Genomic DNA, 12,731 nt, shown 5'->3' with positions numbered 1-12,731 from the left:
GGCATTGCTGATAGGATTTTCACTTTACATCTAGATAATTCAAAAACCCGCTCTCTGTCAGAAAACGGGTTTTTGTGTGTGATTTGTGAGGTGTAATTATCCGGTAAAGACTTCAGCTGGTAAGCGGCTAAAAGAAAGACGCTCATTCTGCACATCAACAAAGATGGTATTGCCGTCGTTGAATTCGCCCCGCAAGATGGATTTAGCAATTTGAGTTTCTAACTCGCGCTGAATCGCCCGCTTCAGTGGACGCGCCCCATACACTGGGTCATATCCTACTTCGGCTAAAAAGTCAAGTGCAACATCCGATAGTTTTAGGGATATTTTACGATCGCTAAGTCTTTGTCGCAATCTTTCCACTTGCAATAGCACAATTTGCCGCAATTCCTTCTTATCTAAACCGTGGAAGATGATGATTTCGTCAATCCGGTTCAGGAACTCTGGACGGAAGCTGTTTCGCATCGCTTCCATTACCCGACGGCGCATTTCGTCATAGTGGGCGTTATCCCCGGCGACATCAAGAATGTACTGTGAACCGATGTTGCTAGTCATGATGATAATAGCGTTCTTGAAGTCTACCTTATGACCTTGGGCATCAGTGACGCGACCATCATCAAGAATTTGCAAGAAGATATTAAATACATCGGGGTGTGCTTTCTCGATTTCGTCAAAGAGAATAACTGAGTAAGGACGACGCCGAATCGCTTCTGTAAGTTGTCCGCCTTCTTCATAACCTACATATCCTGGAGGCGCACCAATTAAGCGAGAAACGGCGTGTTTCTCCATATACTCAGACATATCGATTCGCACCAGCGCATCTTCGCTATCGAACATATACGCCGCCAGCGCTTTCGCCAACTCGGTTTTACCCACACCCGTAGGCCCAAGAAAAACAAAGCTAGCGATGGGACGATTCGGATCAGCCAATCCAGCCCGCGATCGCTGAATTGCATCCGCTACAGCTGTGACTGCTTCATCTTGTCCAATGACGCGGCGGTGCAGTTCATCTTCTAAATGCAGCAGTTTTTCTTTCTCAGATTCCACCAACTTGCTGATCGGAATTCCTGTCCATTTAGAAATAATTTCGGCAATATCAGCTTCTGTTACTTCTTCCCGTAATAGTGATTTACCACTTCTTTGAGTGTTTGCTAATTCCGCTTCTACTGCTTCCAATTGACGATGCAAACTGGTTAAAGTGCCGTATTTCAACTCAGCAGCGCGGTTAAGATCGTAGTCGCGTTCTGCTTGCTGAATCTCTAAGTTAACCCGTTCCATCTCTTTTTTAACGGACTGAATTTTGTCAATGATATCTTTTTCTGATTGCCATTGAGTATTCAGTGTTCTTTGTTCTTCCTTGAGATCAGCAATTTCTTTTTCCAGTCTTTCTAGACGTTCACGAGAAGCTGCATCACTTTCTTTTTGCAGCGATAGCTTCTCCATTTCCAATTGCAGAATCTTGCGGTCGATTTCGTCGAGTTCTTCTGGTTTAGAGGTAATCTCCATTTTTAGTCTAGCGGCGGCTTCGTCTACCAAATCAATTGCTTTATCAGGGAGGAAGCGATCGCTAATATATCGACTCGACAATACGGCGGCTGCAACTAAAGCACTATCAGAAATCTTTACCCCGTGGTGGTTTTCATAACGTTCTCTCAACCCGCGCAAAATCGAAATACTATCTTCGACACTGGGCTGATCCACATAAACTTGCTGGAAGCGTCTTTCCAGTGCGGCATCTTTTTCGATATATTTGCGGTATTCATCCAACGTTGTCGCCCCAATGCAACGCAATTCGCCCCGCGCCAACATCGGTTTTAACAAGTTACCCGCATCCATCGCGCCTTGAGTTGCACCAGCGCCGACAACGGTGTGAATTTCATCAATAAATAAAACAATATTGCCGCCAGATTCAGTAACTTCTTTTAATACTGCTTTCAGGCGTTCTTCAAATTCACCTCGGAATTTTGCCCCCGCAATTAAAGCACCCATATCTAAAGAAATTAGCTTGCGGTCTTTGAGAGATTGAGGTACATCACCCGCAATAATCCGCTGTGCTAATCCTTCGGCGATCGCAGTTTTACCAACACCCGGTTCACCAATTAGTACAGGGTTATTTTTGGTGCGGCGAGAGAGAATTTGGATAGTCCGACGAATCTCATCATCCCGCCCAATCACTGGATCTAGTTGACCTTTACGGGCGGCTTCTGTGAGATCACGCCCGTATTTTTCCAGTGCTTCGTATTTGCCTTCTGGATTTTGGTCGGTCACTTTTTGGCTCCCCCGAATTTGTTTAATAATATTTTTTAGTTTGCTTTCGTCTAAACCGAATTCTTGGAATAAAGCTTTGCCAAAGCGGTCATCTTTAGCGTAAGCCAGCAATAAAGGTTCAATAGAAATATATTCATCTTGAAACTCCTTGCGATATCCGTCTGCTCGATCTAGAAGTGTATCGAAGCTGCGTCCTAAGTAAACAGAAGTGCTGCTACCGGATACTTTCGGCTGACGTTGGAAAAATTGTTCAGTGTAATCGCGCAGTTTTTGGAGGTTGACATCTGCCTTGGTGAGAATCCTAGTTGCTAGACCATCTTGTTCTAGCAGCGCTTTCATCAGGTGTTCACTTTCTATCTGCTGTTGTTGATATTGTTTAACAATATCCTGACTATGGGCGATCGCTTCCCAGGCTTTTTCTGTAAATTGGTTAGGATTAGTAGGTTGCATAGGCTTTTGGAATAAGGAACCGCATTAGACACCCTAAGAATGCCTTCCCGTAGGGTAGCTAAGGAAAGAAAATTTTTGCTTACAAGGTTATTGTAAGAAAATGGCAGCGATCGCCTAGATCGGTGTTCACGTCTTGTAAAAGTCGTATTTTCCCGTAGTTCCCATTTCCTATTTCCTATTTATTGCTGTGCTGTACGACTACGGAAACAAACCCAAGCGAATCCATAATTGTCGGGCTGCCATTTGAGAAGCACTGTTCATCTCCAAATATTCGATAGTGACTTTTCCAAGGGAAGTAATGCCTATAATCTTGCCAGATTGAGTATCAACCTGAAAATGCTCACTCCACTTATCCTGTCTGGGATGAAAGAAACTAACTTCAGTGTTGGAACCAGGCATAATGCCACTAATACGAGTTCCTTTACGGAGATTGCACGAGCGACACGCAAGAGCTAAATTTGCTTCGTCATTTTCACCTTGCCAAGAGAGCGGGATGATATGCTCAACCTCAAATGGAAAATTAAAGATTAGTTCAGGGGCTTGGCAGTATTCACAACGATGGTTGGCTCGTTATGCGATCGCACCGTAATACCGATTCACAAACTCTCTTGCTGTATCAATGCAGCTGTTCGGGCTGTTGCTGCTCTTAATTCTGCCTCAACCAAAGTATCAAGTTCCGCTTGTTGCTCTGGTGGCAATGCTTGCCCATGATCTCGTGCCGACCGCCATAAACTCATCAATTCCGATAACCGTTTTTGTTGTTTAGCACTGAAAAAGGGGTCAGGGCTAAAATTTTGAATGACAAGCAGTGCGCTGAACTCCGTTTCACCCAATTGAGTAGTTAACGCATGTAGGGCTTGCCCCGCAGTTTTGCCAACAGAGTGCTTATCCCCTGCAATGGCGCGATAAGTTTTTTCACCATCAGCATCAAAGATTGGCAAGATTGCTACTGTAGTCATGCTTGGAGTTGGGAATCCTTTGCCTCAAATTATAGCTCTACGCGACCCAACGATTGAACTCACCGGAGGCGATCGCATCTTAACCACTCCAAGTACCATTCATCTAGAACCTTGCCCCCACCATTATCTTCCTGTTCCCACACAGAGTTACCATAATCCCAGGTAGTGGATGCTGAAAATGATTGACCCCTACGACTTTGAAAATGATGACTTTGACTTTGAGGATGAGGATTTATTGAAAATAAAACCCATCAGCCAAATGACTGAAGGGGAAAAGCTACAGAGATTTAAGCGGTTTTTTGATAGCAGCAGCCGTGCTATGTTGCAAGACTGTCTATTTCGCATCGTCAATTACGAAGATGGTACGGGTACGTTAGAAATTCTTTGCCCTAATGAAGTTGTAAGGCAACGACTTTCCAAGAAAAAGCGCAAAATTACCAATAACATCAACACCTGCTGGAGCCATATCAGATGGTTTTCGCTATGTGTCCAGCAAGATAGTGAGTTGGATTGTCAGAAGTTTACCCGTAATGGTGATTTGCTTCGATCTTAGCTGGGGACTAGGGAAGCAGAGGAGAGACAATTGACTAATGACAAAAAAACAAAAATTTCCTTACCTAGTTGGTTCTAAGTGGACGGCACAGCAAAAAGTTGATGGCTGGCGGCACTTCCAAGTAGTCAACCGGAAAAATCAGGCTAAGTGGGTTTACGCCGAAATGGTTGCTGCTTGCGATCCGAAAGTCCGTTTCTGGATAAATGCCAAATTATTACAAGATAACTCCCAGTGGCAAGCTGGCTGGCAAACATTACAGGAAATCCACGGGCTTGAAACTGAGGTGTGCTGATTGCCCTAAGTAACCTCGTAGCCTCGTTCCCAGTCTCTGACTGGGAATGCCCCTCATTGAGGCTCTGCCTCGTAATATTTGGCAATTTAATAATTTTTTACAAAACCAGAGTAACTTACTCTCAAGCAGCAATTAAACGGTCTTGGCTACCGACTGAAAACTGGCAATTTATCTGCGATACCTTCTCTACGAGACGCTACGCGTAGCTTGCTTCCACGTTCGCGGAGCGTGCCGTAGGCAAGTGGTACGGTGAGCTACGCTAACGCAAATTCCAGTAGTATTTCCAGCATCAGGCTGCATATACCTCTCTTTACCCTTGACCCTGCGCCCCAATGCCTTGAAAACAGGTTGTACTACCATCAGCTAATTCGATAAAAAGCATTCAAAAAAGCCGAATTCAGTTTTTTGTATTTTGTAACTATTTTTATAAAAATAAGTAATAAAAACTGTTTATTTATGGTTTTTAGAGCTAATAAAGTCTTTAAGCCTCATAAAACCCCAAATAAATCTAATTGTGATTTAATTCATCGGATAAGACCGTTTTCCAAATTAACAGCCACTTTCTTTTCTAGGTAATTTGCCCAATAATGACATCAACAGACCTCATGCATCGCCATCTCAGGACAGGTGAAGGCAAATGTTTGAGCCACAAGTTTGATAAAAAGCTATAAGAGGCAAACAACAGTGAAACTAGCAGTCTACGGAAAAGGTGGTATCGGCAAATCCACAACTAGCTGTAACATATCAGTCGCCCTAGCTAAACGTGGCAAGAAAGTGCTGCAAATTGGCTGCGATCCCAAACATGACAGCACCTTTACCCTGACTGGGTTTTTGATTCCCACAATTATCGACACCCTCCAAGAAAAGGACTATCACTACGAAGATGTCTGGCCGGAAGATGTAATTTACAAAGGCTACGGCGGTGTGGATTGTGTAGAAGCTGGTGGCCCACCTGCGGGTGCTGGGTGCGGTGGGTACGTAGTCGGTGAGACCGTAAAATTACTTAAAGAACTCAACGCCTTTGATGAATACGATATAATTCTTTTTGACGTTCTGGGTGACGTAGTTTGCGGTGGTTTTGCAGCACCACTCAACTATGCAGATTACTGCCTGATCGTTACAGACAACGGCTTTGATGCTTTGTTCGCGGCTAACCGGATTGCTGCTTCAGTCCGGGAAAAAGCTCGAACTCACCCACTGCGTTTAGCTGGGTTAATTGGCAACCGCACCTCCAAACGCGACTTAATTGAAAAATATATAGAAGCAGTGCCCATGCCAGTTCTAGAGGTTTTACCTTTAATTGAAGATATCCGTGTTTCCCGTGTGAAAGGGAAAACTTTGTTTGAAATGGCAGAGCAAGATCCTTCCCTAGACTACGTTTGCGACTACTATCTCAACATCGCCGACCAAATTCTGGCGCGTCCCGAAGGTGTTGTACCTAACGACACACCAGATCGAGAGTTGTTCTCTTTGTTATCCGATTTTTATCTAAATCCGGGTAAACCCCAGGTTCCTAATTCAGAAGAGGAACTAGACTTGATGATTGTATAAATCACCAAGTTCTCAGGATGGGGGACAATAATATGGCTTTCTTTGACAGCTTTACCGATTCAATAAAGCAAAAGTGGTTGCAATTTTTCCAGAACAATCGGGACTGGATTACTCTGCACATGGAAGTGGAATCAGTCTACACCCCTGATGGCGGGAAGCGACCACCTTCTTACCTCATTCTGGGAGTTCTTAACGCCCTAGAGCCAAAACTAGCGCAGTTAATGTTGCCCTTTGCCAAACTCAATCCTGATGCGGATACGCTGATTCAAGTGCTGGATTTGCATTTTGACCCAGATTTAGCTCTCGGTAATCGCTTCCTCGTCAACCCAGACGTAGAGAGATACGTAGAAGAAGCAGCAGCGATCGTTGACGAAAAGCCTGAAGATGAAACATTGACACATTCTCATACAAATGGCTTTGCGTCGGTGGCGGTAGTTCAAGAGTTCACAATAGTGGATTCTGACGATGAAAGCCTGGAAATCAGCGAGTTGGAGGAAACGGAAAATGGCTTTGGCGATATTTCCTTAACCAACGGACACAACTCAGAAGCTGAGTCTCTCGAAAGCTCTAGTTTAGAAGCAGATGGGTTTGGGGAAATTGCCTTCGATACAACAGCTGCAATGGAAGTAAAGCTAGATGAAGACGAGGCGCTTGAAGATAGTCCACTAGATGAGAATGCGTTTAAAGACGTGTTGTCAGATGTTTGGGGTGATGAAACAGCTTTGCAAAAAGCTGAAGAAAGTAACGATTTTTTGGGGGAAGAACTGCCAGCAGGCGTTTTTGATGAATCAGAAATTGCCCGCCTCTTCCCCAACGCTTAATTATTGCCGTTCTTCGCAATTTTAAGTTTTAGATTTGGGGTTTTGGATCAGGAATTAGGGAAATTGTCGTTGGACAGAGGATACTTTTTTTGTCCCAGTCTTCAATCCAAAATTATCAATCTAATATCTAAAATTGGTTGAACTGCCATTAAATATCAAGGGGAGAAAAAACCAAAATGACTGTCGCTCAACAACCAGAAGCTTTAAGCTTTGAATGTGAAACGGGGAATTACCATACCTTTTGCCCAATTAGCTGCGTGGCGTGGTTATACCAAAAAATTGAAGATAGCTTCTTTTTGGTGATTGGGACAAAAACCTGTGGCTACTTCCTGCAAAATGCGATGGGGGTGATGATTTTTGCTGAACCCCGCTATGCAATGGCAGAGTTGGAAGAGGGCGATATTTCGGCACAACTGAATGATTATGAAGAGTTAAAGCGGTTGTGCTTACAGATTAAACGCGATCGCAATCCGAGTGTAATTGTCTGGATTGGCACTTGCACCACGGAAATTATCAAAACAGATTTGGAAGGTTTAGCACCGAAGCTAGAATCTGAAATCGGTATTCCCATCGTTGTAGCGCGGGCAAATGGTCTAGATTACGCCTTCACCCAAGGGGAAGACACTGTGTTAGCTGCTATGGCTAACCGTTGTCCTGATAAGGCTCCGGTGGCGGAAACAGAGAAAATTGAACGGAATGCGATCGCAAAATTGCTCAACTTCGGCAAGAAGAAAGAAGATGTCGCCCAAGATGAATCTGAGTACGTAGATCATCCACCCTTAGTTCTCTTTGGCTCCCTTCCCGACCCCGTAGTTACTCAGTTAACCTTGGAACTGAAGAAACACGGCATCAAAGTTTCTGGCTGGCTACCTGCGAAGCGCTTCACAGAATTGCCAGTACTGGAAGAAGGGTATTATGTCGCTGGTGTCAACCCCTTCCTCAGCCGCACAGCTACCACCTTAATGCGCCGCCGCAAGTGTAAACTGATTGGCGCACCCTTCCCCATTGGTCCCGATGGCACCCGCGCTTGGATTGAGAAAATCTGCTCGGTGTTCGGTATTACTCCCAAGGGTTTGGATGAACGGGAAGCACAAATTTGGGCAGGCTTGGAAGATTATGTGAAATTGATTCGCGGTAAGTCTGTATTCTTCATGGGTGATAACTTGCTGGAAGTTTCCCAAGCAAGATTCTTAATCCGTTGTGGGATGACTGTTCACGAAATCGGCATTCCCTACATGGATAAGCGCTATCAAGCTGCTGAGTTGGCATTGTTGGAGAAAACTTGCCAGGAAATGAATTCACCCCTGCCAAGGATTGTAGAGAAGCCGGATAATTACAATCAACTTCAGCGAATTTATGCGTTGAAACCAGATTTGGTAATTACTGGTATGGCTCACGCTAATCCATTGGAAGCACGCGGTATTAATACAAAATGGTCTGTGGAGTTCACTTTTGCTCAAATTCACGGCTTTACGAATGCGCGTGACTTGTTAGAGTTGGTGACTCGTCCGTTGCGTCGCAATAATAATTTGAAAGATTTGGGTTGGGATAAGTTGGTGAGAGAAGAAGCGAAGATTTAAATTTGAGTTTGGATTGAGCAACAGCATTATGATTAAGGCGAACCCAAAAAGTTCGCCTTTTTTTGTCTTACAGAGGCGCAAAGTGAGAGCTACTATAAATAGTTACAATCAAGTAGATATAGCTGAATAGACAGGATAATTTAGGAGATGATGTGATGCCTGAAATTTGCCGTTTTTTAGGGATTATCATTACTATGTACTATAACGACCATCCACCTCCTCATTTCCATGTCCGCTACAATAAACAAAAGGCAATTATTGATATAGAAACCTTATCAATTTTATAAGGCAAACTCACTCCTAGAGTTCTTGGTTTAGTAATTGAATGGGCAGCTATGCACCAATCAGAACTTAGAGAAAACTGGCAATTTGCAAGACAAAATAATCCCTTAGAAAAAATTCAACCATTAGAGTGAATTATGCTTAAAGACATTATAGAAGTTATTGCTCACGATAACTATCAACTATATTTGAAGTTTGAAGACGGAAAAGAAGGTATTGTTGATGTTAACCAGTTAATCGAATTTACAGGAATTTTTGAACCTTTAAAAGATTTAAACTATTTTAAAACTGTTAAACTTAACGCTGAATGGGGAACAATTCACTGGGATAATGGCGCAGATTTAGACCCAGATGTTCTTTATTCTGTGGTTACTAACCAATCTATTCCCACCTATAAAAATCTGGAAGAATATGAAAAAAGTTGGAGTTAAAACAGAAGCAATTCCAGAAGTCGGTGATTTATCAAAGCCTAGTAATTTTTTTTCAGTAACTAAATTAGATGATGTAGCAGGTTGCTTAAAATATCCAGGAAAACCTAAAACTCTTGAGGATATGGATAATGCAATTCGCCAAGGTGTAGAGGAATCATGATTTAAAAGTAGAAAACTGGCTCAAACCTGATTAAAAAAGCTAACAAGTTTCTATTCCCTAACTCCAGAACTCACCATGACTCAAAAAACCTATCAACTCCCCCTAACCTTCGAGCAAATTCTTAATCTTGTCCTACAACTTCCCGCACAAGAACAAGAACAACTTATTCAAGAAATAAAGAAAACCTCTTCAAATAATAAAGATGAAGATTTACTTAGTGTTTTTGACAGAATCGGCAGAAATGCTCAAGCCAAAGGATTAACCGAAGAAACTCTAGAAGAATTACTCGCCGATGAATCATAAACTAATTGTCATTGACACAAATGTTTTACTTAGTGCTGCTCTAAGTCCTAATGGAACAGCCCGTAAAGCCCTAGATAAAGTCTATAAAGAATTCAAAATTGCTCAAAGCGATAAAACTTATCAAGAATTAAACACACGAATTTACAAACGTAAGTTCGATAAATATATCTCAGATGAAGACCGACAAGATTTTTTGGACATAGTTAAAAAATACAGTCAATTTATAGAAATAAAATCTCAAATAAACACCTGTAGAGATCCAGATGATAACAAATTTTTAGAACTTGCTAAAGATGCCAATGCAGAATTTTTAATAACAGGAGATCAAGACCTTTTATCACTCAAGAGCCTAGCCAAATCTCAAAACCAGATTATTACTCCCAGAGACTTTCTTGACCTTGATTAATTCATCTTTAATCCTGTAATTAGTTCAGATGGAAGGCTGTAACTCTAAAGGTTTGGATGGAATAATGTACATTAATTCTGCGCTGTCTGGTTTAATTTCTGTAGATGGAGTTAATTTAAGCCAGTCATGAAAGCTGATTCCTAGTTGAGATATTGCTTGTACTTCTGTTTGGTAAGATTTAAAACGGCAATGGGTTTCTATTATAGATTCGACCGCTTCCATAACTTTGGGAAGACGTTTATCTGCTTCCTGTTTTAAATCCTTATGATCTGGGCCGAACCAACCTCCTTGAACTTCATCACGAGTTAAAATGGCTGGCGGTAGTGAATCTACCCATTTATATGTAGAATATAACTCTTGTCCCATTTTAAATAAGTTCTCACGTTGCATCTCAAAAACAGCATTTTCATCCAAAGTTGGGTCAATCCATTGGTAAATTCGCGTTAGCCTACGCAAATCTATCTGACCTTTGTAACAAGGCTGTAAGTATGCTGCTGGGTTAGAAGTGAGTACAATGCCAATATATTTTTTAATCCGTGAACGCAAAACTTTTGCTCCTTCTTCAAAGCGGCGAAGTGCTGTATCGTGTTCTTCTAATTCTAAATAACAACGAGCTTCAGCTAGGTAGGCTAAAGATAAAGTCAGCAGATATTCATCGGCAATTTGGCTTTTTTGCTCAATTTCGATATCGGTGTATTCAGCATAAATATGCTCTGCTTCTAAAAAGCGGTTAATAGCTTGTAGGGCGCTGCTTCTACGATTTTCAGTTTTGGTCATCGTAAAGGCATTAGTTGCTAATTCGATTGCAGCACGAAAATTAGCATAGAAACTAAGGTCGATTTTACGGTTAATGTTATTTAACAGTTTTTGTGCTTGTTGTAAGCGTTTTTCTAATTCCTTAAGCCGTTGTGCTATCACAGCAAAGCCGATAACTGAGACACCCAGGTTAAGTATACTGACTGCACTAGTTACCTGCAAAATTCCTTGAGTTACTTGCAGACTTCGCCCAAGTTCGTCTAACTGTTTTCCACTAGAATTATTTGCTCCCTGCTCCCGTAACCAACTAACGATTTGTTTTGTATTTACATTTCTAATTACACCCCCAACTCGTTCAAAAGTTCCATCTGCCAATCCTTTGACAATCCAATCAGCAAGCATAAAGGTTGCTGTCACTGGTAAACTCATAATCTTTTCCTAGTTGTTAAATTATCAGCAGCGCTATATCTGGCAAAAAATCGCTTGGATTCTCCGCAGCAAATAACCGCGCTTTACTCAGTATTCCCAATTTGAGTTCTATTCTCTCTAATAGCGATGTCTACGACGGGCTACGCCTACGCTCTTTTTAACGAACCGCCCACGCTAATAAAGAAAAGCGATCGCTCAAATTCATCTCACTCAAATACAGTTACAATATGCTGTAAATATGCGAAAATTTTCGTACAAGTCATTATGCTAGTTGAACCACCATCTGAAGAAGACGAAACTACCTATCTTCTGAAATCAGAAACTAACAAAAAACATCTAATCAAAGCTTTAGAGAATGTAGAAAAAGGTAACTTAATTTTTTGTAATTTAGATGAATATGAAAAAATTATATTTTAAACACAAACTTATAAAAGTGAAGAATATTGATTATTTTGACTTTTAAATATCATTATTAATAATAAAGCTTATTGAGGTGGAGATATTATTTTAGTTAAGGCGATCGCTCTTTTTAACCAGAGGACGTAAAGCAAAACAAGAGAGCGATCGCTATTTTTAATAAATTCAATTAACTAACAGCAAAATCTGTATATTTACGCACAGAAGGTAACTGAAAACCTAAAACAATATCCTCTTTTGGGACACCTAATTCAACCAATTCATTAGCAATTCCTACCTCTGTCCCATCTTGCTGAATCCAGATTTTCTCGTCAATAATATCTAGATGGAGAACAGGGCCATATATGCGGTCTTGATCGCGCCAACCTACATAAACTAATTGATAACGATCGTGTTCTGTATCAAAAATCGTCTGTGCTTGAATGCGATTATCCCAAACAGTACTAGCGTGTTGTTCCAGCAAAATCTTAATATATTTTCGATATTCTTCTAGCTTTGCCATTCTGCAATCGCCTCCTGTTCAATATTATAAATTAGTAAACATAGCTGATTAGTTTTAATTACAGATTGGATAAATGGAAGGATAAAAAACTCATTGTAAACAGTACTAGGAACCGCTAAATATAAAGTACGATTAACTTCTTGTTTTTGTAAAGCAATTCGGTAAATGATAAATTGTCCTAATGCAGCATAAAATTCTGTGATTTTTGACGGACTTAGAAAACTTTTAATTTCAACAGCTATTTTTTGCCCTTGTTTTTCGGCTGCAATAACTTTTTCTGCTCCTAAATCAACATATAATTCAAGGGTTCCTGCCTGGAGAGCATAAGGATCGGGAGTGATTAACCAGCCATCTTTCTCAAGTGCTGTTTTGACAACTGTATGAAAGACATCTTTAGCAGACACAGGTTTAATTCCAATTTATGGCGGTGCTTGATTTAAGAATTTCCATTTTGTTAATACATTGACAACCTAGCGAAACTTTTTTTAACTAAATTTAATATAGTTCTGTTTCTTTTCGCCTGTCTACTTACTCCAGATGCACAGGAGAAGAGGATTGAATGAACCGCAGATGA

Annotated in this window: 16 protein-coding genes and 2 pseudogenes; 11 read left to right on the top strand and 7 right to left on the bottom strand. The window is 41.3% G+C overall.

The window, feature by feature from the left end:
- Positions 1–96: 96 nt before the first annotated feature.
- The 4 genes and pseudogenes from clpB to V7K62_RS31335 all read right to left on the bottom strand — a co-directional run bounded on the left by clpB (position 97) and on the right by V7K62_RS31335 (position 3,674).
- The gene (clpB, locus tag V7K62_RS31350) at positions 97–2,715 is read right to left on the bottom strand and encodes an ATP-dependent chaperone ClpB (RefSeq protein WP_334871109.1); all 2,619 of its coding nucleotides are present in this window, start codon (positions 2,713–2,715) and stop codon (positions 97–99) included.
- A gap of 198 nt (positions 2,716–2,913) precedes the next feature.
- Entirely contained in the window at positions 2,914–3,114 is a 201-nt protein-coding gene (locus tag V7K62_RS31345) for a hypothetical protein (protein WP_334871107.1), read from the bottom strand.
- A 21-nt stretch (positions 3,115–3,135) separates the two neighbouring features.
- Positions 3,136–3,258 (bottom strand): annotated as a pseudogene (locus V7K62_RS31340) (HNH endonuclease); the annotation flags it as partial.
- Positions 3,259–3,311: 53 nt separating this feature from the next.
- Positions 3,312–3,674 carry a hypothetical protein gene (locus tag V7K62_RS31335; protein ID WP_334871105.1) on the bottom strand — a complete coding sequence of 121 codons (363 nt, stop codon included), beginning with the start codon at positions 3,672–3,674 and terminating at the stop codon, positions 3,312–3,314.
- A gap of 169 nt (positions 3,675–3,843) precedes the next feature.
- Between V7K62_RS31335 and V7K62_RS31330 the strand changes: the two genes are divergently transcribed.
- The 10 genes and pseudogenes from V7K62_RS31330 (at position 3,844) to V7K62_RS31285 (ending at position 10,053) form a co-directional block, all read left to right on the top strand.
- Positions 3,844–4,227 (top strand): hypothetical protein, encoded by a 384-nt coding sequence (locus tag V7K62_RS31330; protein ID WP_334871103.1) that lies wholly within the window; start codon positions 3,844–3,846, stop codon positions 4,225–4,227.
- A gap of 37 nt (positions 4,228–4,264) precedes the next feature.
- Entirely contained in the window at positions 4,265–4,519 is a 255-nt protein-coding gene (locus V7K62_RS31325) for a TIGR02450 family Trp-rich protein (protein ID WP_334871101.1), read from the top strand.
- Between the two features lie 684 nt (positions 4,520–5,203).
- Entirely contained in the window at positions 5,204–6,070 is an 867-nt protein-coding gene (bchL, locus tag V7K62_RS31320) for a ferredoxin:protochlorophyllide reductase (ATP-dependent) iron-sulfur ATP-binding protein (RefSeq protein ID WP_196528135.1), read from the top strand.
- A 32-nt stretch (positions 6,071–6,102) separates the two neighbouring features.
- The gene (locus V7K62_RS31315) at positions 6,103–6,891 is read left to right on the top strand and encodes a DUF5331 domain-containing protein (RefSeq protein WP_334871099.1); all 789 of its coding nucleotides are present in this window, start codon (positions 6,103–6,105) and stop codon (positions 6,889–6,891) included.
- Positions 6,892–7,067: 176 nt separating this feature from the next.
- On the top strand, positions 7,068–8,471 hold the full coding sequence (locus tag V7K62_RS31310; protein WP_334871097.1) for a ferredoxin:protochlorophyllide reductase (ATP-dependent) subunit N: 1,404 nt from the start codon (positions 7,068–7,070) through the stop codon (positions 8,469–8,471).
- Between the two features lie 155 nt (positions 8,472–8,626).
- Positions 8,627–8,887: pseudogene (locus V7K62_RS31305) on the top strand (DUF4160 domain-containing protein).
- A gap of 3 nt (positions 8,888–8,890) precedes the next feature.
- Positions 8,891–9,184 carry a DUF2442 domain-containing protein gene (locus tag V7K62_RS31300; protein ID WP_334871095.1) on the top strand — a complete coding sequence of 98 codons (294 nt, stop codon included), beginning with the start codon at positions 8,891–8,893 and terminating at the stop codon, positions 9,182–9,184.
- Positions 9,165–9,344, top strand: a complete 180-nt coding sequence (locus V7K62_RS31295) for a hypothetical protein (RefSeq protein WP_334871093.1) — start codon at positions 9,165–9,167, stop codon at positions 9,342–9,344. The genes V7K62_RS31300 and V7K62_RS31295 overlap by 20 nt, the downstream gene beginning before the upstream one ends.
- A gap of 75 nt (positions 9,345–9,419) precedes the next feature.
- The gene (locus tag V7K62_RS31290; RefSeq protein ID WP_094328416.1) at positions 9,420–9,647 is read left to right on the top strand and encodes a hypothetical protein; all 228 of its coding nucleotides are present in this window, start codon (positions 9,420–9,422) and stop codon (positions 9,645–9,647) included.
- Positions 9,637–10,053 (top strand): putative toxin-antitoxin system toxin component, PIN family, encoded by a 417-nt coding sequence (locus tag V7K62_RS31285; RefSeq protein ID WP_334871090.1) that lies wholly within the window; start codon positions 9,637–9,639, stop codon positions 10,051–10,053. Before V7K62_RS31290 ends, V7K62_RS31285 begins: the two co-directional genes overlap by 11 nt.
- Before the next feature lie 24 nt (positions 10,054–10,077).
- On the opposite strand, the gene V7K62_RS31280 is transcribed toward V7K62_RS31285, so the two are convergent.
- Positions 10,078–11,238, bottom strand: a complete 1,161-nt coding sequence (locus V7K62_RS31280) for a hypothetical protein (RefSeq protein ID WP_334871088.1) — start codon at positions 11,236–11,238, stop codon at positions 10,078–10,080.
- 126 nt (positions 11,239–11,364) lie between these two features.
- On the opposite strand from V7K62_RS31280, the gene V7K62_RS31275 reads away from it, so the two are divergent.
- A complete protein-coding gene (locus V7K62_RS31275; RefSeq protein ID WP_334871086.1) occupies positions 11,365–11,655 on the top strand; it encodes a hypothetical protein in 291 nt (96 codons plus the stop codon).
- Positions 11,656–11,824: 169 nt separating this feature from the next.
- On the opposite strand, the gene V7K62_RS31270 is transcribed toward V7K62_RS31275, so the two are convergent.
- Positions 11,825–12,157: a XisI protein gene (locus tag V7K62_RS31270; protein WP_334871084.1), complete on the bottom strand. Its 333-nt coding sequence runs from the start codon at positions 12,155–12,157 to the stop codon at positions 11,825–11,827.
- Positions 12,145–12,561: an element excision factor XisH family protein gene (locus tag V7K62_RS31265; RefSeq protein WP_334871082.1), complete on the bottom strand. Its 417-nt coding sequence runs from the start codon at positions 12,559–12,561 to the stop codon at positions 12,145–12,147. Before V7K62_RS31265 ends, V7K62_RS31270 begins: the two co-directional genes overlap by 13 nt.
- Positions 12,562–12,731 lie beyond the last annotated feature (170 nt).

The sequence above is a fragment of the Nostoc sp. genome (genome assembly GCF_036917935.1).
Taxonomy (GTDB): domain Bacteria; phylum Cyanobacteriota; class Cyanobacteriia; order Cyanobacteriales; family Nostocaceae; genus Nostoc.
This window is presented reverse-complemented; position numbering and strand designations above follow the sequence as displayed.